The sequence below is a fragment of the Paenarthrobacter sp. TAF1 genome (assembly GCF_052113825.1).
In the GTDB taxonomy this organism is placed as follows: domain Bacteria; phylum Actinomycetota; class Actinomycetes; order Actinomycetales; family Micrococcaceae; genus Arthrobacter; species Arthrobacter nicotinovorans.
This window is the reverse complement of record NZ_JBFRDO010000018.1, coordinates 33,216-58,971: the sequence shown is the minus strand read 5'-3', so window position 1 is coordinate 58,971 and position 25,756 is coordinate 33,216. Positions and strand designations below refer to the sequence as shown.

At 63.5% G+C, this 25,756-nt stretch carries 23 protein-coding genes; 19 read left to right on the top strand and 4 right to left on the bottom strand.

The genetic code is table 11. The features are described 5' to 3' along the window. Positions 1 to 76 precede the first annotated feature (76 nt). The 6 genes from leuC (at position 77) to AB4Y81_RS18425 (ending at position 6,650) form a co-directional block, all read left to right on the top strand. Complete coding sequence (gene leuC, locus AB4Y81_RS18450; RefSeq protein WP_018776241.1) at positions 77 to 1,528, top strand: 3-isopropylmalate dehydratase large subunit; 1,452 nt, start codon at positions 77 to 79, stop codon at positions 1,526 to 1,528. Positions 1,529 to 1,537: 9 nt separating this feature from the next. Continuing rightward, positions 1,538 to 2,146 carry a 3-isopropylmalate dehydratase small subunit gene (leuD, locus tag AB4Y81_RS18445; protein ID WP_018776240.1) on the top strand — a complete coding sequence of 203 codons (609 nt, stop codon included), beginning with the start codon at positions 1,538 to 1,540 and terminating at the stop codon, positions 2,144 to 2,146. Between the two features lie 208 nt (positions 2,147 to 2,354). After that, positions 2,355 to 3,680, top strand: coding sequence for a UDP-N-acetylglucosamine 1-carboxyvinyltransferase (gene murA / locus AB4Y81_RS18440; RefSeq protein ID WP_026266908.1), 1,326 nt, complete (start codon positions 2,355 to 2,357; stop codon positions 3,678 to 3,680). Positions 3,681 to 3,691: 11 nt separating this feature from the next. Further along, complete coding sequence (locus AB4Y81_RS18435; protein ID WP_026266907.1) at positions 3,692 to 4,465, top strand: lysophospholipid acyltransferase family protein; 774 nt, start codon at positions 3,692 to 3,694, stop codon at positions 4,463 to 4,465. Beyond that, positions 4,462 to 5,514: an NAD(P)H-dependent glycerol-3-phosphate dehydrogenase gene (locus AB4Y81_RS18430; RefSeq protein WP_441996431.1), complete on the top strand. Its 1,053-nt coding sequence runs from the start codon at positions 4,462 to 4,464 to the stop codon at positions 5,512 to 5,514. The genes AB4Y81_RS18435 and AB4Y81_RS18430 overlap by 4 nt, the downstream gene beginning before the upstream one ends. Then, positions 5,514 to 6,650, top strand: coding sequence for a D-alanine--D-alanine ligase family protein (locus AB4Y81_RS18425; RefSeq protein WP_018776236.1), 1,137 nt, complete (start codon positions 5,514 to 5,516; stop codon positions 6,648 to 6,650). The genes AB4Y81_RS18430 and AB4Y81_RS18425 overlap by 1 nt, the downstream gene beginning before the upstream one ends. Positions 6,651 to 6,704: 54 nt before the next feature. Here AB4Y81_RS18425 and AB4Y81_RS18420 read toward each other — a convergent pair whose 3' ends face one another. Beyond that, the gene (locus AB4Y81_RS18420) at positions 6,705 to 7,214 is read right to left on the bottom strand and encodes a DUF3515 family protein (RefSeq protein WP_441996429.1); all 510 of its coding nucleotides are present in this window, start codon (positions 7,212 to 7,214) and stop codon (positions 6,705 to 6,707) included. A gap of 122 nt (positions 7,215 to 7,336) precedes the next feature. Between AB4Y81_RS18420 and thiL the strand changes: the two genes are divergently transcribed. From thiL to rsmD, 4 genes are read left to right on the top strand one after another with little or no spacing between them, the layout of a single operon-like run. Further along, entirely contained in the window at positions 7,337 to 8,350 is a 1,014-nt protein-coding gene (gene thiL, locus AB4Y81_RS18415) for a thiamine-phosphate kinase (protein WP_441996427.1), read from the top strand. Positions 8,351 to 8,372: 22 nt separating this feature from the next. Beyond that, positions 8,373 to 9,380, top strand: coding sequence for a DAK2 domain-containing protein (locus AB4Y81_RS18410; protein WP_064723409.1), 1,008 nt, complete (start codon positions 8,373 to 8,375; stop codon positions 9,378 to 9,380). Beyond that, positions 9,370 to 11,625 carry an ATP-dependent DNA helicase RecG gene (locus tag AB4Y81_RS18405; protein WP_441996439.1) on the top strand — a complete coding sequence of 752 codons (2,256 nt, stop codon included), beginning with the start codon at positions 9,370 to 9,372 and terminating at the stop codon, positions 11,623 to 11,625. Before AB4Y81_RS18410 ends, AB4Y81_RS18405 begins: the two co-directional genes overlap by 11 nt. A 33-nt stretch (positions 11,626 to 11,658) precedes the next feature. Then, on the top strand, positions 11,659 to 12,225 hold the full coding sequence (rsmD, locus tag AB4Y81_RS18400; RefSeq protein ID WP_018776231.1) for a 16S rRNA (guanine(966)-N(2))-methyltransferase RsmD: 567 nt from the start codon (positions 11,659 to 11,661) through the stop codon (positions 12,223 to 12,225). Positions 12,226 to 12,238: 13 nt separating this feature from the next. On the opposite strand, the gene AB4Y81_RS18395 is transcribed toward rsmD, so the two are convergent. Continuing rightward, entirely contained in the window at positions 12,239 to 13,027 is a 789-nt protein-coding gene (locus AB4Y81_RS18395) for a spermidine synthase (protein WP_441996424.1), read from the bottom strand. Beyond that, a complete protein-coding gene (locus tag AB4Y81_RS18390; protein WP_441996423.1) occupies positions 13,024 to 14,277 on the bottom strand; it encodes an aminotransferase class I/II-fold pyridoxal phosphate-dependent enzyme in 1,254 nt (417 codons plus the stop codon). The genes AB4Y81_RS18395 and AB4Y81_RS18390 overlap by 4 nt, the downstream gene beginning before the upstream one ends. A 35-nt stretch (positions 14,278 to 14,312) precedes the next feature. Here AB4Y81_RS18390 and coaD point away from each other — a divergent pair, with 35 nt between their 5' ends. From coaD to AB4Y81_RS18345, 9 genes are all read left to right on the top strand, one after another. Next, positions 14,313 to 14,813, top strand: a complete 501-nt coding sequence (coaD, locus tag AB4Y81_RS18385; RefSeq protein ID WP_018776228.1) for a pantetheine-phosphate adenylyltransferase — start codon at positions 14,313 to 14,315, stop codon at positions 14,811 to 14,813. Positions 14,814 to 14,978: 165 nt separating this feature from the next. After that, the gene (locus AB4Y81_RS18380; RefSeq protein WP_079582429.1) at positions 14,979 to 15,506 is read left to right on the top strand and encodes a YceD family protein; all 528 of its coding nucleotides are present in this window, start codon (positions 14,979 to 14,981) and stop codon (positions 15,504 to 15,506) included. 33 nt (positions 15,507 to 15,539) lie between these two features. After that, positions 15,540 to 15,743 carry a 50S ribosomal protein L32 gene (gene rpmF, locus AB4Y81_RS18375; RefSeq protein WP_011775139.1) on the top strand — a complete coding sequence of 68 codons (204 nt, stop codon included), beginning with the start codon at positions 15,540 to 15,542 and terminating at the stop codon, positions 15,741 to 15,743. Between the two features lie 23 nt (positions 15,744 to 15,766). Beyond that, positions 15,767 to 16,477: a ribonuclease III gene (gene rnc, locus AB4Y81_RS18370; protein ID WP_018776226.1), complete on the top strand. Its 711-nt coding sequence runs from the start codon at positions 15,767 to 15,769 to the stop codon at positions 16,475 to 16,477. 3 nt (positions 16,478 to 16,480) lie between these two features. After that, positions 16,481 to 17,458, top strand: coding sequence for a bifunctional DNA-formamidopyrimidine glycosylase/DNA-(apurinic or apyrimidinic site) lyase (mutM, locus tag AB4Y81_RS18365; protein ID WP_018776225.1), 978 nt, complete (start codon positions 16,481 to 16,483; stop codon positions 17,456 to 17,458). A gap of 46 nt (positions 17,459 to 17,504) precedes the next feature. Further along, positions 17,505 to 17,645: a hypothetical protein gene (locus AB4Y81_RS18360; protein WP_155845886.1), complete on the top strand. Its 141-nt coding sequence runs from the start codon at positions 17,505 to 17,507 to the stop codon at positions 17,643 to 17,645. Beyond that, positions 17,642 to 18,361, top strand: a complete 720-nt coding sequence (locus AB4Y81_RS18355) for a hypothetical protein (RefSeq protein WP_189076812.1) — start codon at positions 17,642 to 17,644, stop codon at positions 18,359 to 18,361. Before AB4Y81_RS18360 ends, AB4Y81_RS18355 begins: the two co-directional genes overlap by 4 nt. A gap of 61 nt (positions 18,362 to 18,422) precedes the next feature. Beyond that, on the top strand, positions 18,423 to 19,670 hold the full coding sequence (locus AB4Y81_RS18350; protein ID WP_441996419.1) for an MFS transporter: 1,248 nt from the start codon (positions 18,423 to 18,425) through the stop codon (positions 19,668 to 19,670). Beyond that, positions 19,667 to 20,707, top strand: coding sequence for a TolB family protein (locus AB4Y81_RS18345; protein ID WP_441996417.1), 1,041 nt, complete (start codon positions 19,667 to 19,669; stop codon positions 20,705 to 20,707). The genes AB4Y81_RS18350 and AB4Y81_RS18345 overlap by 4 nt, the downstream gene beginning before the upstream one ends. Before the next feature lie 10 nt (positions 20,708 to 20,717). Here AB4Y81_RS18345 and AB4Y81_RS18340 read toward each other — a convergent pair whose 3' ends face one another. Beyond that, positions 20,718 to 25,601 (bottom strand): DUF4082 domain-containing protein, encoded by a 4,884-nt coding sequence (locus tag AB4Y81_RS18340; RefSeq protein ID WP_441996415.1) that lies wholly within the window; start codon positions 25,599 to 25,601, stop codon positions 20,718 to 20,720. Positions 25,602 to 25,756: the final 155 nt, after the last annotated feature.

Genomic DNA, 25,756 nt, shown 5'->3' with positions numbered 1-25,756 from the left:
CAAGCGTGCTGGTTCAGTGGATGAAGAACAGTTCAGTGGATGTAAACCATCCGACCGCAGTGAAGGGAGCAAGGCCGTGGGAAAGACACTGGCCGAGAAAGTCTGGGACGCGCACGTTGTGCGCAAGGGTGAAGGCGAAGGAGCCAATGCCCAGCCCGATCTTCTCTTCATCGACCTTCACCTGGTTCACGAAGTAACATCCCCGCAGGCATTCGAGGGCCTGCGCCTGGCCGGCCGAAAGCTGCGCCGAGTGGACCTGACCATCGCCACGGAGGACCACAACACTCCCACGCTGGACATCGACAAACCGATCGCCGACCTCACCAGCCGCACCCAGATCGAAACCCTGCGCGCCAACTGCAAGGAATTCGGTGTGCGGCTGCACTCACTGGGTGACAAGGAACAAGGCATCGTCCACGTCGTGGGTCCGCAGCTGGGCCTGACCCAGCCCGGCATGACCGTGGTCTGCGGCGACTCGCACACCTCCACCCATGGCGCCTTCGGTGCACTGGCCATGGGTATCGGCACGTCGGAAGTGGAGCACGTCATGGCCACCCAGACGCTGTCCTTGAAGCCGTTCAAGACCATGGCCATCAACGTCGAGGGTACCTTGCGTCCGGGCGTCACTGCCAAGGACATCATCCTCGCGGTCATCGCCAAGATCGGTACCGGCGGTGGCCAGGGCTACGTCCTGGAATACCGTGGTTCGGCTATCCGTGCCCTGTCCATGGACGCCCGCATGACCATCTGCAACATGTCCATCGAGGCCGGCGCACGTGCCGGCATGGTCGCGCCGGACCAGACCACGTACGACTACATGCAGGGCCGCCCCCACGCGCCGGAAGGCGCTGACTGGGATGCCGCCGTCGAGTACTGGAACACGCTGCACACCGACGCCGACGCGACCTTCGACGTCGAGGTGGACCTGGACGCTGACACGCTTGAGCCGTTCGTGACCTGGGGTACCAACCCGGGGCAAGGTGTTTCCCTCTCGGCCAAGGTTCCGTCTCCCGAAGACTTCGGTGACGAGAACGCCAAGGCTGCCGCTGAGCGTGCCTTGCAGTACATGGGCCTGGAAGCCGGAACGCCCATGAAGGACATCCGCGTGGACACCGTGTTCCTGGGGTCCTGCACGAACTCCCGCATCGAGGACCTGCGCGCCGCAGCGGATATCATCCGGGGCCGGGAGAAGGATCCGAAGGTACGGATGCTGGTGGTTCCCGGATCGGCGCGCGTCCGCCTGGAAGCCGAGGCCGAGGGCCTGGACAAGGTCTTCAAGGACTTCGGTGCCGAATGGCGCTTTGCCGGCTGCTCCATGTGCCTGGGCATGAACCCGGACCAGCTGGAACCGGGGGAGCGTTGCGCCTCAACGTCCAACCGCAACTTCGAGGGCCGCCAAGGCAAGGGCGGCCGAACACACCTGGTCTCGCCCGTGGTGGCTGCAGCGACTGCCGTCCGCGGCACGCTGAGCTCGCCGTCGGACCTTGAGTCCGCCGCCACAGGCACTTTGACCGGAATCGCAGTCTAGGAGGATCCCATGGAAGCTTTCACAACCCACACCGGCATCGGGGTCCCGCTGCGCCAAAGCAACGTGGACACCGACCAGATCATCCCCGCCGTGTACCTCAAGCGAATCACCCGTACCGGGTTCGAGGACGCCCTGTTCGCCGCGTGGCGCAAGGACGAGTCCTTCATCCTGAACCAGGCCCCGTTCAACGCCGGTTCCGTGCTGGTGGCAGGCCCGGACTTCGGTACCGGCTCATCACGTGAACACGCCGTTTGGGCCTTGAAGGACTACGGCTTCAAAGCGGTCCTCTCGTCCCGTTTTGCCGATATCTTCCGCGGCAACTCCGGCAAGCAAGGACTCCTCGCAGCGCAGCTTGCGCAGGACGACATTGAACTGATCTGGAAGGTCCTGGAGAACGCTCCCGGTACCGAGGTGAAGGTGGACCTGGTCAGCAAGACGGTCGAGTGCGGCAATGTGGTGGCACCGTTCGACATTGATGACTACACCCGCTGGCGCCTGCTGGAAGGCCTGGACGACATCGGCCTGACCCTCCAGCACGAAGAAGACATCACCGCATACGAAGCCACCCGGCCGTCGTTCAAACCCCGGACGATCCCGGCAAAAGTCGATGCCCGTTAGCCGCTGACCCTTCATCGGAATTTCCGCTGGCAGAGGACCGCCGGACCCCCTTGTGAGGGTCCGGCGGTCCTTTTTTGCCGGAGTTCGGCCTGGGCCGGATCCGTACGGCGCGGGGCGGGTCCATTTCGGTTCGGTTACGTGAGCTTCTATGCTTAGCTGGAGCCTTTGTAAGTTTGGGGGGCGAGTAGTCGTGAGGAAACCGGTATAGATGAGTAGTGTTCTGACAATCCGCGGTGGGGTCCCGTTAACTGGACGAGTGACCGTTCGCGGTGCCAAGAACCTGGTGCCCAAGGCGATGGTGGCCGCGTTGCTGGGCAGCGAGCCATCGGTGCTGAGGAACGTGCCGGAAATCAAGGACGTCGAGGTCGTCACCAGCCTTCTGAAGCTGCATGGTGTGACCGTCGTCAAAGATCCGGAGTCGGGTGACCTCACCCTGGATCCGAAGGACGCCAAGACGGCCTCCAGCACTGCAATCGACGCACACGCCGGCGATTCAAGGATCCCCATTTTGCTGTGCGGACCGCTGATCCATGCGATCGGTGAGGCCTTCATCCCGGATCTCGGTGGTTGCAAGATCGGTGACCGGCCCATTGACTACCACCTGAATGTCCTTCGCCAGTTTGGTGCCGTGGTGGAAAAACGCCCCGGCGGCATCCACATTTCGGCCCCCCACGGCCTGCACGGCGCCAAGATTTCCTTGCCCTACCCGTCCGTGGGGGCTACGGAGCAGGTTCTGCTCAGTGCAACGAGGGCCGAAGGCATCACGGAGCTTATTGGTGCGGCAACCGAGCCGGAGATCATTGACCTCATCGCTGTCCTCCAGAAGATGGGCGCCATCATCAGCGTCCAGACTGACCGGACCATCCGCATCGAGGGCGTCAAGGACCTGCGCGGGTACAACCACCGTGCACTCCCTGACCGCAACGAGTCCGCTTCCTGGGCCTCGGCTGCGTTGGTAACCCGCGGGGATATCTTCGTTGAAGGTGCTTCCCAGCGGGACATGATGACGTTCCTGAACACCTACCGAAAAGTGGGCGGCGGAATGGACATCGGCGACGACGGCATCCGTTTCTACCACCAGGGTGGAAAGCTCAGCCCGCTTGTCCTGGAGACGGACGTGCACCCGGGCTTCATGACCGACTGGCAGCAGCCGCTGGTGGTCGCGCTGACCCAGGCCGATGGCGTGTCAATTGTCCATGAGACCGTTTACGAGAACCGGTTTGGTTTCACCGAGGCTTTGGCCCGCATGGGGGCAAACATCCAGGTGCACCGCGAATGCCTTGGCAGCGTGCCCTGCCGCTTCGGCCAGCGGAACTTCCTCCACTCCGCGGTGATCTCCGGCCCCACGCCCCTGAGGGGCACCGACATTGACATCCCGGACCTTCGCGGCGGCTTCAGCCACCTCATTGCAGCGCTGGCAGCAACAGGAACCTCCAAGGTCACCGGGATCGATATCATCAACCGCGGTTACGAGCGCTTCACCGAAAAGCTGGCCGCCCTGGGCGCCGATTTCGACATCACCACCATCAAGTAGCGGGGGATCCTTTGAAGGAATCGGCCACGAGCCGTGCCATGTTCATATTGCTGGCGGGCCTTGCCCGTCCGGCGATGAATATGTTGATGGCAAAGAAGTGGGAAGGCATCGGGAAACTTCCCGCGGGCGGTTTCATCGCCGTGCCCAACCACTGCACCGAGATTGATCCCATTGTTGTGGGGCACCTGGTGTACAACCAGAAGCGGCCACCCCACTTCCTGGCAAAAGCGGGGCTCTTCAAGGTGCCCGTATTGGGCAGCCTGCTGCGGGCCACGAAACAGATCCCGGTTGAACGCTCGACGGCGGGTGCGAACCGCTCGCTGCAACTGGCCAAGGAGGTGGTGGACGCCGGTGGCGCCATCATCATCTATCCCGAGGGAACCCTGACCAGGGATCCCGACCTGTGGCCGATGAAGGGCCACACCGGGGCGGCCCGCCTTGCCCTGCAAACAGGAGCACCGGTAGTACCCATGGCCCATTGGGGCGCACAGGAGGTCTTCCCCCGGTACGCCAAGCGCTTCCATGTCTTTCCCCGGAAGACCGTCCGCGTGCTGGTGGGTGAACCTGTGGACTTGAGTTCCTTCGCCGACCGGCCACTCGACCGGGCCACGCTTACCGAGGCCACGGACGTGATCATGGACGCCATCACAGCCCTCCTGGAGACGCTTCGTGGCGAAAAAGCGCCGGCTGAACGCTGGGACCCCGCGCTCCACAAACAAAGCAAGCATGGCCGTTTCGTTGAGGGGGCACCCTCCGAGACCCAGGATCCGGAGGCCGGCAAGTGACCGTGATCGAAAGCGCCGGTTTCGTTCCCGGCACTGTGGCCGTTCTGGGTGCAGGGTCCTGGGGTACTACGTTCGCGAAGATCCTGGCTGACGCAGCCATTGCGGCCGGTGTCGAGCGCAGCATCCGCATCTGGGGGCGCCGCACCGAAGTAGTGGAGCAGATCAATACACTTCACCGCAACGAGCAGTACCTGAAGGACATTGACCTCCCGGCCTCCATCACGGCGTCCACGGATGTGGCGGAGGTGCTGAAGGATGCCACCCTCGTGGTGCTCGCTGTACCTGCACAGTCGTTGAGGCCGCAGTTGGGTGACTGGAAACCGCTGTTGTCGTCCGACGCCGTGGTTGTTTCCCTCATGAAGGGCCTGGAACTGGGCACGGACGCCCGCATGAGCGAAGTCATTGCGCAGGAACTTGGACTTTCGGATACCCGCGTCGCTGTGGTTTCCGGACCCAACCTCGCCATGGAAATTGCCAGGGAACAACCGACTGCCTCCGTTGTTGCGTGCAGCGACGCCGATACGGCGGCTGCTATTGCCCTGTGCTGCACCGCGCCCTACTTCCGCCCCTACACCAGCACGGACGTGGTCGGCGTCGAGATCGGCGGCATCGTCAAGAACGTGATTGCCCTGGCGGTCGGAATCTGCGAGGGCCGGCAAATGGGCGACAACACCAAGGCGTCAGTGATAACCCGCGGACTCGCGGAAACGTCACGGCTGGCTCTTGCCCTGGGCGGCGAAGCCCACACCATGGCCGGACTTGCCGGACTCGGAGACCTCGTGGCCACGTGCTCGTCTGCGCTCTCCCGGAATCACACTGCCGGCCGCCTGCTGGGTGAAGGCCTCAGCCTGGTGCAGGTGGCCGAACAGATGACCCAGACCGCTGAAGGCATCAAGTCCGGCCCCGCCGTGCATGAACTGGCGGGGAAACTGAATGTAGAAATGCCCATCACCGCAGCCGTAGTGGCCGTGCTTGAAGGCAGAATGTCCGTTGATGACCTGGGGCCGCGCTTGCTGGCCCGGGCACTGAAGTCCGAAGGCGACTACTGATGGTGACTGAAGAACCCACACCCGTGAAGGCGAAACCCCGCGTGGCGATCCTCTTTGGGGGCCGCTCAAGCGAACACGCTGTCAGCTGCGTCACGGCAGCTGGCGTCATGGGAGCCATCGACACCAACAAGTACGAGGTCATCCCTATCGGCATCGCGAAGTCGGGCCAGTGGGTTTTGGCTTCGGGAGATACCAGCCAGTGGTCCTTGAGCTCCAGGTCGCTTCCCGAGGTGGCGGCGTCAGGGCAGACTGTGACGTTGGCCGAAGTCGGCGGTGAGCACCAACTGATCGTCACAGAGCCCAACGCCGTCCCCCGGGAGCTGGGCTCCGTGGACGTCGTGTTCCCATTGCTGCATGGGCCGTGGGGTGAGGACGGAACAATCCAGGGCCTCTTGGAGTTGTCCGACACGCGCTACGTAGGCGCAGGCGTCCTGGCCTCCGCAGTGGGCATGGACAAGCACTTCATGAAGGTTGTCTTCGAAGCCGCCGGGCTGAAGGTGGGTCCCTACGTAGCCGTGACGGACCGCGAATGGGTGACCGACGCCGAGGCCGTGCGCAAACGCGTGGACAAGCTTGGTTTCCCGGTCTTCGTCAAGCCCGCCCGCGCGGGTTCTTCCATGGGAATTTCGAAGGTTGACTCCCTGGACGGCCTGGATGCCGCCGTCGAGGAAGCCCGCCGCCATGACCTGAAGCTCGTTATCGAAGCCGGGATTGTGGGACGCGAAATCGAGTGTGCCGTCCTGCAAGGACGCGGCACCGACGCTCCCCGCACGTCAATGCCCGGTGAAATTGCCGTGGCGGCCGGGGAACACGATTTCTACGACTTCGCTGCCAAGTATGTGGAGGACGGGGCCGCCGCACTCAGCTGCCCGGCCGACATGCCCGACGAAGCCATTGCCCGCGTCAGGGAACTGGCCGCCGTCGCTTTCGACGCCGTAGGCGCGGAAGGCCTCAGCCGTGTGGACTTTTTCTACACCCCGTCGGGCGAGCTGATCATCAACGAGATCAACACCATGCCTGGCTTCACTCCCAAGAGCATGTACCCGCAGATGTGGGCAGCCTCCGGACTGTCCTACGCCGAATTGATCGATGAACTGATCCACTTGGCGCTGACCCGGAAAACGGGCCTGCGCTAAGCTCACGATGCTTGGGCACTGCCTGCCTTGGCAGGCGGCGCCCAAGCATCGCCGCTATTTGCCTGTCGGCAGGTTCTGCAGGTCTTCCTGGCCTACGCACTTGCCGCTTGCCTTGATTTTTCCGACGGCGGCGGCGAGCTCGGTCAGGACAGTTGCGGAGCTGATGTTGGCAGCCTCCAGTTTGACCGGGTCGACCAGGATTTCCGTGGCGGGCTCGCGGCCGAACGTGGTCAGCGTGTACACGGGGTCGCCTTCCTTAATGACCCAATCGATGTTATTGACGCTGACACAGCGGTCCGTCGTGGGTCCGGGGACATTCACACCACAGCGCAGGATGATCTGGGACGGATCGCCCCATGCTGCCGTCGCCTGGCTGTTGGTCTTGCGGAGGGCGGCATCGCCGATCTTGTCGGGCAGGGCCACCATCATGGGGGCGCAGGCAGGGTTGGCGGCGTCCGCGGCAGCAGTGACGTCAACGGCAGGTGAACAGGCCGACAAAGCGAGCACGGATGCAGGGGCCAGGGAAATGGCCATGGCAGTCCTGTGGAGGGTCTTTCGATGCATCCTTCCAGCCTATCCCGCATGGACTGCCTGCCCGACGTAGGTAGCGCGGGTCACATTCCCGCGAAGCCGCCGCAGGGGCAGCCCGTCATTATTGTGTCGGTGGATCGCGATAGCGTAGAACCGTGCCCGCAGAACAAGTGACCGTCCAAGACCTTTCGGAGTCCGAGCTCCTCGCCCGGATCTTTCCCCGGCTGAATAGCAGCCCCGGCGTCCTGCTGGGACCCGGTGATGATGCAGCCCTCGTAGCGGCCCCGGACGGCCGCACCCTGATTTCCATAGATACCCAAACGCAGGACCAGGACTTCAGGCTGCAGTGGAACAACGGCTACAGGACCGGCGGATACGACGTCGGCTGGAAGGCCGCGGCGCAGAACCTCAGTGACATCAATGCCATGGGAGGCACTGCCACCTCGCTGGTGGTGAGCCTGACCATGCCGCCGTCCACTCCCGTCGATTGGGTGGAGGCTTTTGCGGACGGCCTCACTGCAGCCATCGTCGAGCTGGGGGCACCGGACTGCTCTGTTGCCGGAGGGGACCTCGGCCGGGGCCGGGAACTCGCCGTGACGGTCGCCGTCGTCGGAACTCTTGCCGGAATGGCGCCGGTGCTGCGCTCTGGCGCCCGGCCAGGGGATGTGGCGGCGGTTGCCGGCACGCTCGGCCGGGCAGCCGCAGGCTGGGCGTTGCTTGAAAGCGATGTCCCGCTTGAGAAGCTTGACGAGGAGCTGCGGGGTTTCGTGGGGAACCAGTGCAGGCCTCTTCCGCCGCTGGCAGCAGGACCGCTTGCAGCGAGGGCCGGCGCCACTGCAATGCTGGACATCTCCGACGGTCTGTTGCGCGACGGCGCCCGGCTGGCCACCGCCAGTGGTGCCGTGCTGGACTTCGATCCCATCGCGTTGAAAAAGTATGCCGCCGTGCTGGAACCGGCAGCTGCCTTGCTGGGTGCCGACGCCATGGCATGGGTCCTTGGCGGGGGAGAAGACCATGGCTTGCTGGCCACGTTCCCAGCCGGTATTCAGCTGCCGCAGGGCTTCACTGCGATAGGCTCAGTTCAAGCCGTTGTCGAGCCGCCAGGCAGCGGCGTCCGGATTGCCGGGCATGCTGCTGACACCGTTGGATGGGATCACTTTGCAGACTAAGATCGCCGCGAATGCGCACGCCATGAAACGTTGGCTCGGCAAGGCGGAGGTGGTCCTCGGAAACCACAGCGACCGCCTTAATGCGATCAACATCTTTCCCGTCGCCGACGGCGACACGGGCACAAACCTGTATCTGACGGTCCGTGCTGCCGTTTCTGCCTTGGATGAACCTACCGTTGCGGCGTCAGAATCAGGCCACGATGTTGGCGCGGTTCTGTCAAAGGCCGGCCAGGCAGCCATGGAGCAAGCGCGGGGGAATTCGGGAACGTTGTTCGCGGTCTTCCTGTGCGCGGCCGCTGAACCTTTGGCAGGCAAAACACGCCTTAGTGCCCCGCTCCTGGCTACTGCACTGAACAGGGCCCAGATACGTGCCTGGTCCGCGCTCAGCGAGCCCGTGGCCGGAACCATGCTTTCAGTCCTGGAAGCCGCCGCCCATGCCGCACAGCGGGTCGACGCAGAGCAGGACGGCGACGACAGCAACCATGCGCTTGGGTTGTCGCTCGATGCCGTGGTGGAAGCTGCCTACCAAGCCGTTCTTCGCACCGAGGATGAGCTCGCCCAGTTGCAGGAAGCGCACGTGGTCGACGCCGGCGGCGTGGGCATGCTCCTGGTATTGGACTGTCTTCGTTCCGCAGTGCTCGGCGAGGAACTGCAGGACGAAATGCTGGACAACCTGCACGGCTACAAGCTGCAGGATCCACACATCCATGAGCACATGCCGGCTGATGACGGCGTGGAGGTCATGTGCACCATCAGCCTTTCCCCGCTCAACGCTGCCATCCTGCGGCAAAGGCTGGATGAGATGGGCGACTCTGTCATCATGAGCCAGGTCGGGGGTGCCCGGAACGACGACGACGATGACGAGGAATCGCCGATGGAGGCCAGTTACCGTTGGCGTGTCCACGTCCACGTTCCGGATCCCGCTCCGGCCGTGGAACTGATCCGTTCGCTCGGGGAACCGAGCGATATCGCCGTCAGCCAGCTTGCCCTGCCCCGGCATGATTCAGACCAGCCACGGCATGATTACTGAACTGGAACTGCCCCTCGAACGCAGGATCGGTAAGCGGTCCGCGGCAGTTATCGATAAACACCTGGGCCTCAAATCAACCGGTGCCCTGCTGAACTACTTCCCGCGGCGTTACCTGAGCCGCGGAGAGCTGACGCCCATCAGCAACCTGCCGTTGGACGAGGAAGTCACCCTCATCGCCCGCGTCCTGTCCAACAGCACCCGCCAGATGCGCGCCCGCCGTGGTTCCATCACAGATGTCGTCGTCACCGATGAGGCCGGCGGAAGCGGTGTCGCGGGGACCCTGAAGGTGAGTTTCTTCAACGGGTTCCGCGCCAAGGCGGAGCTGCTGGCCGGTCGCCGGGCCATGTTTTCGGGGAAGGTAACACGCTACGGTGGGGCTCTTGGCCTGACCAACCCCGACTTCCTGTTGCTCGACGAGGACCCTGAAGCCGAAGGCTCCGTGGACCCTGCGAAGCTGGCCGCCATGCCTATTCCGGTGTACCCGGCGACAGCCAAACTGACCAGTTGGTCAATTCATAAAGTGATCACTGCGCTCCTGCAGACCATGGACCTTGACGGGCTGGAGGACCCGATCCCGGCGCATCTTGCCGGGAGGGACGGTTTGCTGAGCGTCGCCGAGGCGTATCGGCTGATCCACTCGCCGGAGACCCCCAAGGACTGGCAACGGGCGCAGGAACGATTCCGATACCAGGAAGCTTTGGTCCTGCAGACTGCCTTGGCGAGGAGGCGCGCCCAGCTTGCGGCCGAGGAAGCCACAGCCAGGCGACCGCTGCCCGGGGGCCTCCTCAGCACCTTCGACCGGAACCTCCCGTTCACGCTGACCGCCGGCCAGTCCGCCGTCGGAAAGACCCTGGCCGAGGAGCTGGGCCGGGATACGCCCATGAACCGGCTCCTGCAAGGCGAAGTGGGTTCCGGCAAAACAATCGTTGCCCTGCGCGCCATGCTCCAAGTCGTGGATGCCGGAGGCCAGGCCGCGCTCCTCGCACCCACTGAGGTCCTTGCCGCCCAGCATTTCGATTCAATCCGCCGGACCCTGGGCCCACTTGCCCGCGACCAAATCTTTGGCGGGGCAGGCATGCTCGGCGGAGACTCCGGGCAGCAAGCCGTTCAGGTAACCTTGCTGACCGGTTCCATGCCCACCGCGGCACGAAAGCAGGCAATGCTTGATGCGGCGTCCGGAAATGCCGGGATCGTCATCGGCACGCATGCCCTGCTGAGTGACAAGACGAGGTTCCAGGATCTCGGCCTGATTGTGGTCGATGAGCAGCACCGCTTCGGGGTGGAGCAGCGCGATGCCCTCCGGGCAAAAGCACAACGTCCTCCCCACTTGCTGGTGATGACGGCAACTCCCATTCCGCGTACCGTCGCCATGACTGTGTTCGGTGACCTTGAGACCTCCATCCTCGACGAGCTTCCCGCCGGACGCGCCCCTATCTCCACGCACGTGGTGGGGCTCTCGGAAAACCCGGGTTGGGCTGACCGCATCTGGAAGCGGTCGCGCGAGGAAGTCGACGCGGGACACCAGGTCTATGTGGTGTGCCCCAAGATCGGATCGGACGACGACGGCGACTTCAGTCCCGGCGAATCGGAACCGAGCGAAGCGGAACTCCAGGACGAGGGCGGGGCGAGGGAGCTCGCGTCGGTGACTGCCGTCGTCGAGGGCCTCCTGCAGGAGCCGTCCCTGGCTGGTGTTCCAGTGGCACCCCTGCACGGACGGCAGGATCCGCAAATGAAGTCTGAAACCATGGCGTCTTTTGCGTCCAATGAGACCAAGGTCCTGGTTTCCACCACTGTCATCGAAGTGGGCGTGGATGTCCACAACGCCACGTTGATGGTGATCCTTGATGCTGACCGTTTCGGCATTTCCCAGCTCCACCAATTGCGGGGACGTGTGGGGCGCGGCGGGCTTCCGGGCACGTGCCTGCTGGTGACCACCCTGGAGCCCGGGCATCCGAGCCGGCGCCGTCTGGAGGCGGTTGCGTCCACTACCGACGGTTTTGAATTGTCGCAGGAGGACCTCAAGCTGCGCCGTGAAGGCGACATCCTGGGGGCGTCACAGTCCGGCGGACGCTCCACTTTGAAGCTGCTCCGGGTCCTTGAGCACGAGGACATCATTGCCCGTGCAAGGGCCGACGCCCAATCCCTGGTGGCGGACGATCCCGCGTTGGCGGACCAGCCGGCGCTTGCCGCCGCGATAGATCAGTACCTGAACCCTGAGAAGGAGGCGTTCCTTGAACGCGGTTAGAAGCCCCGGCAAAGGCCCGCAAGGAGTATGCCTGTGAGCCGCATCATCGCCGGAGTGGCCGGCGGAAACCCTCTGGCAAGCGTCCCCGGCAATGCCACCAGACCCACGACGGACCGCGTCAAGGAAGCCCTGTTTTCGCGTCTGGAATCGTTGGCGGTGATCGACGGCGCGCGGGTCCTGGATCTCTACGCGGGCTCGGGTTCGCTGGGCGTCGAGAGCGCCAGCCGGGGCGCGCACAGCGTGGACCTGGTGGAGTTCGATGCCAAGGCAAGCGACGTCTGCCAACGGAACGCGGACCTGGTCAACCAGACCCTGGGGTCCAAGAAGGTTTCCGTCCACCGTTCCAAGGTGGAATCGTTCCTGGAGCGTGCAGGCGATGCTTCGGTGTGGGACCTGGTCTTCCTTGACCCGCCCTACCCCCTGGACGAACCGGCGCTGGCTGCGGTGCTCGAAAAGCTGGCACTGCACCTGGACGATGCCGCCGTTGTGGTGGTGGAGCGCAGTTCCCGCAGCCCCGAACCGTCGTGGCCGGATGCCTTGGAGTGTTTCGCCGACAAAAAGTACGGGGAGACCAAGCTGTGGTTCGCTGAACCGGCGTGAGCACTGGTGCCGTTTAGCCGGTGATCCGGTCCAGGTCCACGCCCGTCAGGACGGCAGCCGGGTGGGGGCCGCGCGCCAATAGTTCAGCTGTCCATTCCGCGGGCCATGGCGTACGTGTGCCGACCAAAATTATGTTGCCCGGATAGCGGCCTTCAAACATGCCGGCCTCCGCGAACGCAGCAACATCCGGCATGGCCTTGCGCAGCGCTGAGACCTGGCTGCGGACAAGCGTGAGCGCCGGCTCGTCGCCCACATTGACGATGAGGACGCCATCGGGAGCCAGCCGGGCTGCTGCCTCTTCATAGAACTCCCGGCAGGCGATATGGGAAGGGGCCTCGGGCCCGGAAAAGATGTCAAGGATGACGACGTCGAACCCCGCCTCGGCGGGAAGCTGCGCCAACGCGTCGCGCGCGTCGCCGATATGGGAGGTCAGCCTTGTACCGTCGGGCATCGGCAGTTTCTGGAGGACAAAGTCCAGGAGTTCACGTTCCAGTTCAACGGCGTACTGTTCGGAGCCCGGTCGGGTGGCCTGGATGTAGCGGGCCAGTGTAAGTGCTCCGGCGCCCAGATGAAGGGCCCGGATGGGGCGGCCAGGTTCTGCGGCCAGGTCCACCACGTGCCCGATTCTGCGGAGGTATTCATAGAAGATCTCACCGGGCGCCGCCAGGTTCACGTGTGACTGTTCGGCTCCGCCGATGCTCAGGATGAAGCTGCCCTCCACGAGGGGGTCTTTATCGATCGTGGCGTGCTGGCCGCTGGTGCGGAGGAAGCGGGCGGCATGGCCGGAATCCCGGGAATTCACAGGCGTTCCTTGAGCGTAGCCAAGCGCCCGGCAGCTTCTTCCAGGACGTCGATCTTCTTGCAGAAGGCAAAACGCAGCAGGCTGCGGGTGCGTTCGGCGCCTTCCGGATGACAGAAGACCGGAACAGGGATGGCAGCCACTCCGACGAGTCCGGGCAGGCGCCTGGCGAGATCAACGGAATCCCTGATGCCCAGCGGCGCGGTATCGACGTTGATGAAATACGTGCCGCTGGGGTTGAAAACGCCGAAGCCTGCGGCGCGGAGGCCTTCGGCGAGGATGTCGCGCTTTTGCCGGAGGGTGTCGGCAATGCCCCGGTAAAAAGCGTCGGGAAGGCCCAGGCCGACCGCGATGGCGCCCTGGAATGGCGTGCCGGAGCTGTAGGTCAGGAATTGCTTCACGGTGCGTACAGCTGCCACCAGGTGTGCCGGTCCGGTGAGCCAGCCGATTTTCCATCCGGTGAAGGAGAACGTCTTGCCGGCGGAGGAAATGGTGATGGTTCGTTCGGCGGCGCCGGGCAAGGTGGTGACCGGGATGTGCGGCACTCCGAAGGTGAGATGCTCATACACTTCGTCGCTGAGGATGACGGCGTCGTATTTGACGGCCAATTCCACGATCCTGGCGAGGACGCTCTGCGGAAATACGGCACCCGTGGGGTTGTGCGGGTTGTTCAGGAGGACAATTTTGGTTCTGTTGCTGAAGGCTTCTTCCAACGTTTCGAGGTCCGGCAGGAAATCAGGGGCCAGCAGGGGAGCGGTGACATGCTTGGCGCCGGACATCCCGATGATGGCACCGTACGAGTCGTAGAAAGGCTCGAAGGTCAGGACCTCGTCGCCGGGTTGGACGAAGGCGAGCAGCGCCGCTGCGATGGCCTCGGTTGCTCCCGTCGTGACAAGGACTTCATTGTCGGGATCCGGGTCCAGGCCGTAAAACCGTTGCTGGTGGGCCGAGACGGCCTCCCGCAATGCGGCAACCCCCTTGCCTGGCGCATACTGGTTCGCTCCTGCCGCAATGGCGGCCTGCGCTGCGTCCTTGATCTCTACGGGGCCGTCCTCATCGGGAAAGCCCTGACCGAGGTTGATGGCTCCGGTGGACACAGCCAGTGTGGTCATTTCTTCGAAGATGGTGACTCCCAGGTCCCCGGCAGGTGAGAGCAGGTTGGCTCCCATAGCGGCCCGTTTCCAAGGTGCCGGAGCGTCGGCTGAAGTTCCAATAAGGGGAGCGCTGCTGCCTGCTGATGCCATGGCAGCCATGGTATCCCGGCGAAGCCATGGGGTAGGTTCGTCTCATGAGACGCGCGGTATGCCCTGGATCCTTTGACCCCATCCACAATGGACATCTCGAAGTCATTGCCCGGGCCGCCGGCCTGTTCGATGAAGTCATCGTTGCCGTGTCCACCAATTACGCCAAAAAATACCGGTTCAGCCTCGAAGACCGGATGGAGATGGCACGCGAAACGTTGGCTTCCCTGCGCGGAATCATCGTGGAGCCCATGGGTGAAGGCCTGCTGGCCGAGTATTGCCGCCACAGGGGCGTTTCGGCGATCGTCAAAGGCCTGCGCTCGTCCTCGGACTTCGACTACGAGTTGCCGATGGCCACGATGAACCGCCAGTTGACCGGCGTCGAAACCGTCTTCCTGCCCGCCGAAGCGCACTACGTCCACCTGTCCTCCACCCTGATCAAGGAAGTCAATGTCCTGGGCGGGGACATCTCTGATTACGTCCCCAAATCTGTGTTGAAGCGGCTCCTTGCAGGCGAGCCGCCCACTGAAGCGCCCCGCAAGGGGTAGGCTTGTCGGGTACCTGCGCCCTCACGCAGAGTTCCCCAAGCTTAAACCAGCGTGCTTCTGTGCGCGCCCGGTGCCGGTTTGAGTCCTCAAGCGTGATCAGGCTAAGATGGTACGTCGGTCATATGTTCTACAGGAGTTCTCATTAAGCGAGATGCAAGTTCGCCCTTGGCGCTGGTAGTCAAGGACCTTGGACGCAGTCCAGGGACCATGCGGACACTCAACGAGCATGTACCTGCGCCAAGTGACCTTGGTGTGGCGCTCATTGGCGTAAAGGAAGGCTCGGATATCGAGCTGGATCTTCGTCTTGAGGCCGTACACGAAGGAATTCTGGTATCCGGATCCGCGATCGTCGAAGTAACCGGCGAGTGTGGGCGATGCCTGGATCCCCTTGCGTATGACCTTGAGGTCAATGTGCAAGAACTTTTCTTCTACGAAGGTGCTGAGCTTTCGGCCGAAGAAGACGATGAAGAGCAACGTCGAGTCGAGTACGATCTGATCGATCTTGAGCCGGTGTTGCGGGACGCAGTTGTCACTATGCTGCCGTTCCAGCCGGTGTGCCGGGAAGACTGCCAGGGTCTGTGCTCCGAATGTGGAGCGCGCCTGGAAGACGAGCCGGGGCACCACCACGAGGTCATTGACCCTCGCTGGGCTGCCCTAGCTGATCTGGCTAAGACTGACCGGCAAACCGATTAGTAAGTGTTCGTCTAAGAGAGAAATGAGATAGCCGTGGCTGTTCCCAAGCGGAAAATGTCTCGCGCAAATACACGCGCCCGCCGTGCCCAGTGGAAGGCAACTGCCCCCAACTTGGTCAAGACCATCGAAAACGGTCAGGTTACCTACAGCCTGCCGCACCAGGCAAAGGTCGTTACTGACTCTGCCGGCACCGCGCTGTTCCTTGAATACAAGGGCCGCAAGGTCGCAGACGCCTAATCTGCCGTAGAGGCTGACTAAGGATGTCTTCAACTGAAGAGCTTCTGAAGCGTCTCGGTGTCTCCATTGACACCGAGACGCTTCGTCTTGCTCTCACACATCGCTCATACGCGTATGAGAACGGCGGGATCCCCACCAACGAGCGCCTTGAGTTCCTCGGCGACTCCATCCTGGGTTTCTCCGTGACCGATTCCCTTTACCGTGAGAACCCCACGCTGCCTGAAGGCGAGCTTGCCAAGCGCCGCTCCGCCGTCGTCAGTACGCGCGCCCTGGCCGGAATCGGCCGTGAGATCGGCGTCGGCGAGTTCATCTACCTCGGCCAAGGCGAAAAGCTTACTGACGGCAAGAACAAAGCCTCCATTCTGGCTGACACCATGGAGGCGCTGATCGGTGCCACTTATCTGTCAAACGACATCGAAACCGCACGCCAGCTGGTCATGCGGCTCGTGGGACCCCTCCTGAAGGACGCAGGTGCCCTGGGCGCCGGCACGGACTGGAAGACCAGCATCCAGGAGCTCACCGCCAGCCGGCAATTGGGCGCCATCCACTATGCGGTGGAAGGCTCCGGGCCGGATCACGCGCGGACTTTCGAAGCCGTACTGAACATTGGCGGAACACCCTACGGACGCGGTTCCGGGCACTCCAAGAAGGAAGCAGAGCAGGAAGCGGCCGCCGATGCCTGGCGTGCCCTGACTGCCCTGGACACGACCCCGACTGGTCCGGCGTCCGCTTGATCCATGCCTGAGCTTCCCGAAGTAGAAGTGGTGCGCCGTGGCCTTGCCCGATGGGTCAGGGGCCGGACCATCACAGCCGTCGAGGTGCTGGACCCACGCTCGATCAGGCGCCACGCCCTTGGGACCGAAGACTTCGTGGGGAATCTGGAACACGCCACGGTGCTTGACGTCGTGCGGCGGGGAAAGTTCCTGTGGATGCCTCTCTCCATGGACGGTGTGTCCGCCACCGGTGATGGGACCCTTCCCGAGGTCGCGACCCTGCCCAAGGTCGCGCTTATGGCCCATCTGGGAATGAGCGGACAACTTCTCATGCAGGATCCGGACGTGCCGGACGAAAAACACCTTAAGGTCAGGATCTCGCTGAGCCCGGTGGAGGGCATGCCGGAACAACTCAGGTTCGTGGACCAGAGGATCTTCGGCGGACTCTTCGTGACCTCCCTTGTGCCCACCCCGGACTCCGGGCCCGGTGGCCTGGGCGAGACGCCGCTGCCGGAGATCGCCGAGGAAGCCTCGCACATAGCAAGGGATCCGTTGGATCCGTGGTTCTCATTCGACGCGTTCTACCGGAACGTCAAGAAGCGGAAGACGGGCCTGAAGCGTGCCCTGCTGGACCAGGGAGTTATCTCCGGTATCGGCAACATCTACGCCGACGAGGCCCTGTGGAAGGCGCAGCTCCACTACGCACGGCCCACCGATACCTTGCGACGGGCAGATGCCGAGCGGCTCATCTCGGCCGTTAAGGATGTCATGGACGCCGCCTTGGCCGCCGGCGGGACCAGCTTCGACTCCCTCTACGTTAACGTCAACGGCGATTCCGGCTACTTCGCGCGCTCCCTCAACGCCTACGGGCGGGCCGGTGAATACTGCCTGCGTTGTGCCGGGAAGGGGCTTCAGAGTGTCATCAAACGGGAACAATTCATGAACCGTTCCTCCTACACCTGCCCGGTTTGCCAGCCCCGCCCACGGAATGGGCGCTGGTAGCGCCAAAACTGTTCCGGAATCGTGGCGTGAATGGCAGACTGTCCCCATGAAACGCTTGGTGCGGTACATCGCCATCGCACGGCCGAACGCCACCTCGTCGCAGGTGGCGTCACTTCTACCCGCCGCCCCTGAGTCCCACGCCGTAAATCCGCGGCCGGGCGGGGCTGTTCTTCCGGTCATGCCATGATGGCGCGGCGGCTGGTCATCGCAGGCATATGCCTTGCCGTGCTGATCGCCGCCGTCGCAATACTCTTTGACCAACTGGCGGTGAAGCCGGCCCCTTCGGCGCAGACGACGTCCTCGTCGTCCCCAAGCCCGGGCTCGACTGCCCCCGGGTCAACAGCTTCGGCGGGAACCACGTCGCAAGGCGCCGAGGCACCCGGCTCCGGCAGTTCGCCGTCGGATGCTTCAGCAAGCGGAGGTACTGAAAACGGTGGCGACGGCGGTTCGTCACCGTCCGCCGGCCAGCCACTGGAAGTCCTTCCCCCTGTGACGGCAACACCGACAGGGCTGCCCGCGCCAACTGCTCCCGCTCCACTGATCACCGGAGCCTTGCCGGAGCCTGGTACCGCAGCCGGTGAAATGGTGGACGGCTGGCCCGCAGGGATCCTCACCTTGCCAGCGGGCTCGACCATCGGTTCAACCTCCGTGTCGACCTCGGGCAACACGCTCCAGGTCGCAGCTGATGGCATCATCGACAAGCCCCAGGCAGAGGTGCTGGGTTCCTTCCGAGATTCCTTGGTATCGCATGGATTCTGGTCCGAAGACGCTCCAGCCGCTGACGGTGCCATGGCTGCACGGTTCGTGAGGGGCGCGGATACGGTGACCGTTTCGGTATCAACCACAGGGACAGGCAGCTCGCGCTTCCAGCTTCTGGGCAGCCTGCACACGGCGGCAGATTAGGGCACCCATGTATATTTCCCTTTCGGACCGCAGCGGCGGTAAGCGGGATAAACCGCAGGGCATGGGGACGGCACTATCCAGCGAGGTGCCGTTCCGCTTGTCTCCGGTCATCCTTTGGCTGGGCATTGTCAGTATGGTCACCGATGTTTCCTCGGAGTCGGTGTCGGCCATCCTGCCCCTGTACGTGACAGGTTTCCTGGGTTTATCCACCATCGCCTTCGGCGTCATTGACGGCATCAACCAGGGTGCCAGTGCCATCGTCAGGATCGCAGCCGGCTGGGCTGCCGACCGCACCGGCCACCCTAAGCGGATAGCTGTGGCGGGCTATGGCTTGTCCATGCTTGCCAGGATCGGATTCCTTGTCGCCGGGAGTTTTTGGGCGATCGCGGCAATCGTCACAGCCGACCGCATCGGCAAGGGCATCAGGACGGCTCCGCGTGATGCGCTGATTTCAGTCTCGGCGCAGCCGCAGCATCTGGCGAGATCGTTCGGCGTGCACCGGATGCTGGACAACATCGGCGCGGCAGCGGGTCCGTTGATCGCCTTCTTTGTGCTGTTGATGATTCCCAACGGGTTCAGCACTGTGTTCGTGGTGTCCCTGGCCTTCGCGGTGATCGGTGTCGCCGTCCTTGCCCTGGTGGTGCCCGATGTCCAGGCCAAGGCCTTGAGAGGGGCCAGCGAACGTAAGGACCGCAGGCTTTTCGCCTTTTCGTGGAGCCATTTGAAGGAACCGGGTTTGGGCAAGCTGCTGATCGCGGCAGGGCTCTTGGGCCTGGTCACGATTGGCGACGGCTTCATCTACCTGGTCCTGCAGGACAGGGATTCCTTCGCGGTCCAGTGGTTTCCCCTGCTTTTTGTTGGCACCAACGTGGTGTTTCTTGCTTTGGCCATTCCGCTGGGACGGCTGGCAGACCGCGTGGGGAAGATCCCGGTGTTCGTCGCCGGGCACGTTGCGCTGCTTGCTACGTATTTGTTGGCCGCCGCGCCTTTTGGCGGGCTTTGGGCGACGCTGGGCTGTTTGGTCCTGCTGGGTGCCTTTTACGCAGGCACTGACGGCGTCCTGGCCGCGCTGGCCAGCCAGCTGACGCCGTCGGGAAAACTCGCCACGGGAATCGCCTCCGCGCAGACTGTGGTGGCTCTGACCCGCATGCTGGCCTCGGCCGGATTCGGTGTGTTGTGGTACGCCGTTGGTGCTTCCACCGCGATGCTCTTGGCAGGGGCGCTTTTGGCCTGTGCCGTTGTGGCTGTGGTTTTCATCCTCCGAGGTGCCAAGCGCGATGTCCCGGCCGACGTGAGCGACGGAGCATGAGGGAACGCGCCTTCGGGGGAGCTGCCGCGGGGAAGGTGCGGTGGGGTGTCCTCCTGATGGTCACTGTACTGGTCCTGGTCGCAGCGGGCGTCTACGCGGTGGGGGCCTACCAACGCTTTGAAGAAAGCCGGACGGCGGCCTCGTCCGTGGGGACCTCAGCCGGCGGACAGCTCCCCGGTGCTCCGTTCGTGCTGTTCCGGAACACCGCGTCAGGGCAGGGGTACGGGAACGCCGCAACTGTTCCGTTGTCGGATCCCGGCGGTAGCCGGGCCGTGAGCGGCCAGGAATGCGACCGGGTCTACGGCTCGCCGGAGCAGGTGGTGTGTTTGCGCACCAACCGAGGGCTGGTGACCTCTTTTGAAGCCGAGGTGTTCAACCGTAACTGGGAGCAGCAACGGGCCTGGCCGCTTCCCGGGATCCCCAGCCGGACCCGGATCAGACCCGACGGCTCCAATATCGCCACTACGGTGTTCGTCACCGGCCACTCCTATGCGACAGCAGGATTTTCCACCGCCACCGAAATCAGCCTCCCAGGCGGTTCCACCGGCAACCTCGAGGACTTCGCCCTGCTGGTCAACGGCGAACGGTTGCAGGCTACCGACCGCAACATCTGGGGGGTGACCTTCGCACCGGAGCAGGCTGATGTTTTCTATGCCACTGCGGCCGCCTCCGGACGCATCTGGCTGGTGCGGGGGAGCCTGTCAGCAAGGACTTTGACGGCTGTCCATGACAACGTGGAGTGTCCTTCGATTTCCCCGGACGGGACCCGGATCGCGTACAAGAAGAACGACGGCGGTGCGCTGGCAGCGCACTGGAACGTCGCGGTTCTTGATCTCGCCAGCGGACGCGAGACCGTCCTTTCCGAAAAGCGCAGTGTGGATGACCAGATCGAGTGGCTCGATGACCGGAGCCTTCTCTACGGCTTGCCGGACGAGACAACGGACGGGGACAGCAACATCTGGAAGCTGGAAACGGAACCGGGCGCCCAACCAAGCATGTTCATTGCCCATGGTTGGTCGCCCAGCGTCGTTCGCTGACGTTGTTGCTTCAGCAGATCCTGAGCAAGCCGCAGACGAGTCCAGTCTGGGTCGGGCTGGGTGATGGACTCGGTGACGGGGTCGCTGTTGCCGTTGCTGTTGGGGTTGCTGTCGGCGTGGCAGTAGGTGATGGTGACGGCGCCGCCTGCTGCTGGGCTGGAGCTGCGGTGGAGTACACCACATCCACGAAGTAGTTCGTGGCGTTCCAGGAACTGGTGGGCATCACGCCGCCTGAGCCGTACCGGTAGCGTCCGTTGTTGGGGCCCGAGGCCGTGAACACTCCGCTCGTCCATGTCTGGTTAAAGAATCCCTGCGTTGAGGAGTAGCGGCCGTTTGGCGCCCGGTAGGAGACCACGTAGGTCTGTCCGGTAGACAAGGCAACCGGGGTTGCCAAGGTGGCGGTTTGCCAGCCGGTGGCTGTTTCGTTGGTGAAGGTCACCTGTGCCAGCCTGGTGCCTGCGGCGTTCCACAGCGAGCCAACATGGGTGCCTGTGTTCCCGGTTCCCTTGTAGAAGCGGATCCCTGTGACGTTCCCCGCCTGGGACACCGTAAAGGCAGTTCCGAGCTCCACCGAAAGCGGGTCGGAGTTGGCTGCAACCTGGGGAAGCAACGAACCGAAGATCGTCGATTGCTGGACGGCTGCCGCCGCCGTGGTGAACTGCCAGGTGGTCGGGGGCAGGGATTGCCCCTGCGGGGTGGCCACGCCCGAGACGTTGGCGGATATCTGGGTGTTGGCGGGAAGGGCGGCCGCCGGCGTGAACGTGATGGTGCGGGCGTCAGCTGACAGTGCTGCCGTTCCTGCGACAGAGGATCCGTTCGCGGTCAAAGTGAACGTGGCGCCCGGATTGATGGCGGTGGAGAACGTGATGGATGGTTTCACGTCCGTGGGAATGGCGGTGGCTCCTGGAGCGGGCACCTGGGCACTGATGGACAGGGGAGGTGCGGCTACGGTGAAGACCAGGTCCACCAGGTAGCTGGCCGTGGACGCCGTACTCGGGAAGTCACTGGTGTAGGAGTACGCCCCCGAATCCGGCTGGGTCTTCAGCGGTCCGCTCGTGAAGCCTTCACCGAAGCCACCGGAGGTGTAGGAGTACTTGCCTGTGGGCGTCTTGTAGGCAGCTACATACTCGGTGTCCGCCTGGATGTTCACGGGCTGGCTGAACGTAGCAGTCTGCCAGCCGGTACTGGATTCGTTCGTGAACGTCACGGTCGCCAGGACCTGGCCGCCCACCGTGTAGAGGTATCCGGTGTGGGTCCCGGTGTTGCCGGCTGACTTGTAGAAACGCACACCGGTCACCTGGCCCGCAGTGTCGCTGGTGAAGCGGACACCCAAGGTCAAGGGCACGCCATCATCTACTTCGAGGGTCGTTGGCGTCACCGTGTCCTCGTACAGGGTGCACGGGCACGAACCGGGTGTGCCCGCGGCCTGTACTGTGGTGAACTGCCACGTCCCACCGGATGACATTGGTTGTCCGGAAACGGCCGTAGCAGTCACCGTGGCCGTGTAGGAAGTAGCCGCCGCCAAAGGTGCCGAGGGCGTGAAGGTCACCTTGCGGGTGTTGCTGTCATAGACAGTGGTCCCGGCAACGGCGGCACCTGCGGCCGTCTTGAGTGACAGAGTGACGCTTGAGGACACGGCTGCTTCCGAAAGAGCCGCGCTGACCGTTGTGTTGAGCGGAACGCTCGAGGCGTTCGGAATGGGGGAGTGGCCACCAACGGTGAACGGAGGCGCCGAGACCACCACCACTACGTCCACCAGGTAACTGGTGGAGGACCTCGAAGCAGGGAAGTCCCCGCTGTAGCTGTAGGCCCCGGCGTCCGACACAGTCCGCAACGGTCCAACGCTCAGTCCGGCCCCAAAGCCGTTGGCGGTTGCCGAATATGCGCCCGTGGTTGACTTGTAGCTAGCTATGTACTCGGTATTGGCAGCCATTTGGACCGGCTGGCTGAACATGGCCGTCTGCCACCCGGAACTGCTCTCATTGGCAAAGGTGACCGTTGCCAGCTGCTGCCCGCCCGCTGTGTAGAGCGCGCCTGTATGGGTGCCGGTGTTGCCGGCTGACTTGTAGAAGCGGACCCCGGTCACCTGACCGGCGGAGACACTGGTGAACCGTACTCCCAAGGTCAGCGGGACTCCGTCCTGGATTTCCGCGATGCCGGGAGTAACGGAGTCGTCATAGAGGCTGCACGGGCACGATCCCGGCACGGACGCCGTGGCAGCGGTGGTGAAGGTCCACGTGCCGCCCGAGGTGACCTGGCCTCCCGTGCTGTCAGTGCCTGACAACGTTGCCGTGTACACGGTGCTGAAGGCCAGCTGGGATGCCGGAGTGAACGTTGCCTTGCGCGTGGTCGCGTCATAGCTCGTAGTGCCCGTTACCGTTCCGGCAGAAGACTTCAGGACCAGCTGGACGCTGGCTGGGGTCACTGGCTTGGAGAAGGAGGCGCTGACCTTGGTGGTCACGGGGACGCTGGACGATGACGGAATGGGGGACTGCCCGGACACCGTCAGCGGCGAAGTATCCACGGTGCTGAAAACTGCATCAACGAAGTAGTTGCCACCGTTGAAACTGGTGGTCGGGAAGCCTTGCGAGGTGTTGTACACGCCCGCAGGCTCCGCCCCGAAACCACCGGTGACCTTCAACGGCGGATCATTGAATCCAAAGCTCGCCCACTGGTAGTCCTTGGTGGCATAGTGCCCCCTGGGTGCCCAGTACGAGACCGTGTACTTTTGGCCCGCGGAAACGGCTACCGGCTGGCTGAACAGCACGCTCTGCCAGCCCGAGGCGGTTTCATTGGCAAAAGTGGCGGTAGCCAGGCGGGTGCCGGTGGAGCTCCACAACGAACCCGTGTGGGTTCCGGTATTGGCCGAGCTCTTGTAGAACCGGACCCCCGTCACGAAGCCATTCACTGAGGGCGTGAACCGCAGGCCCATTTCGTAGGCTCCGCCGTCTCCGGAGTCGGTGATGGCAGGGACAGTTTGGCCAAAGACGCTGTAGGGTCCGGTGAGGCCAAGGTTCCTCGTAGCCACGGCTCCGATGTTGGCGCTGTCATCCACGGCCCGAACCTGGATCGCGGCGGTGTCCAGGCCCTTCTGGATGTAGGTGTAGGTCCAGGAAGCCTTGCCCTGGGCCGGGTGCCAGGTAGTACCGCCGTCGGTGGAAACCTCGACGCCGGCCACAACACCGCCGGTGTCCGTGGCAGTTCCGGTGACCGTCACGCTGCTTCCGTGCGCGATGGTTGCGCCGTTGGCTGGAGCGGTGATGGTCGCCGTGGGGCCGGTCAGATCCGAGCTCGCGCTCGCAGCAACAAGCCCGGCCGCGCGGGTTGCCGGCTGAACGCCCATGTCCGCAAACAAGTTCACTTGAGCCTGCCGCATGCGCATATCGGCAGCGGCGCCGTCGCCGTCGTGCTCCTGATCCAGGCCCCAGGTCCACTGGACGCTGCCGGCCGAGAAGACAAGAGCCCCGCTGGCCGCCCGGTACAGGGTGATGTGATGCGTGGTTGTGCCGGGCTTGACCGTATTTCCGTAATCCTGGAGGTACTCGCTGACGCTGCCGACTGTTGTGGACAGCTGGATCAGACCTGACGGCCGGAAACCGTTATCGAGGTCCTCGTCGGATTCATAGCCCACTGTGTGCGGCGCCAAGGCAGCAGTGGCACCTGCGGGCAGGGAAGCCAGTGAGGTATTGCGCCACAACCGCGACTTTCCTTCAGCGGCTGACACCGTCACTGGAAGGTCGGTGTAGTTGGACATATACAGCGTGCCCGTCAATCCGTTTTCGGGCAGACCACCGCCATTGGCCTGGGATGCGTAGCGCGGATCCCGCCATGTTCCGGTCCATTGGCTGGTGGGGTCGATCTTTCCGTTGCTCCACGTCTCCTTGTAGCAGGTCAAGGTGCGGCCCGCGGCGCCGTCCACGGAGGAGGGCTCGAACCGCGTACGCCAGTACATTTCATTGCCCGAAAGGAACTGGAGGTTGACGCCCGCGTCGCGGGCCGCAGTAACATTGGCCCTTTGGGGGCCGGACCAGTATTCGTCGTGGCCGACGGAAAGAAATACCTTGTGGTTCAGCAGCTCCGCACCATTGCGGTCAACGTCAAGGCCGCTGACGTAGCTGACGTCATAGCCGTTTTGTTCCAGGAACCGCACCATCGGATATTCGTTGGCGAAGTAGAAGTCCCGGCCTCCGATGCCGCCCCGGGTGTTCACGGGGCGGTTGTAGCTCACTTTGTAGGCGCGCCCGTTGACGGCCCCCTGGTAGAAGTCGGCGCCGCCATACGTGTTGTAGGCCTGCCAGGTCTGGTCCGCTGTTTGGAAAACGATCGATGAACGGTTTCCGTCGTTCCTGACGATGAAGGTGATGTGGCTCTGGCCGCCCGTATCCGGTCGAGTGAGAAGGGCGATATAGACCCCTGAGACCGCGGTCGCAGGTACCTGCCAGGTGGCCGAAACAGCCCAGGTACCGCAGTCATAGAGTTCGGTCGTCAGATCGTTCCTGCATGCGGGCTGCGTCTGGCGCAGGACCGATGGAGTGACGTCGGCAATCTTCCGTGCACCGTTGCCTCCATACCAGCCCGTGCGGTAGATCGCGATGGTGTAGCTGGGGGCCTTCGTGTCGATCTTGAAGCGGATGGGTTGTCCGGCGTTGACGCTGATCTCGGTGGAGAAACCCTGGATTGTGTCATCCCCGGCCCCGTCAATGTCCCATTCCGAGGGCGGGCTGCCCGGTTTGGAATTCTCACACGCCACAGCGTTCACTATGGGGTCGCAGGGGCCTGCCGCCACAGCCGCGGGGGCGGTCAGGGGCAGCAACGCTGCCACCATTGCCAGCACCAAAGTGAAGAGCAGCCCCTTGAGGGCCCGCTGAGGTGGGGTTACTGAAGGACCGGGCATGAGAACTCCTGGAGTGGTACGCCAATTGCTACGACGGGTCTGCGTCTTCACGCAGCCCCTGCTTGCCGCTCCCCAGCCAGGGTCAAACCAAGATCTTCAGTTATTGAAACCACGGTGCCTTGTGGACAGGCGTTCCTACTACGGGACCGGATCCA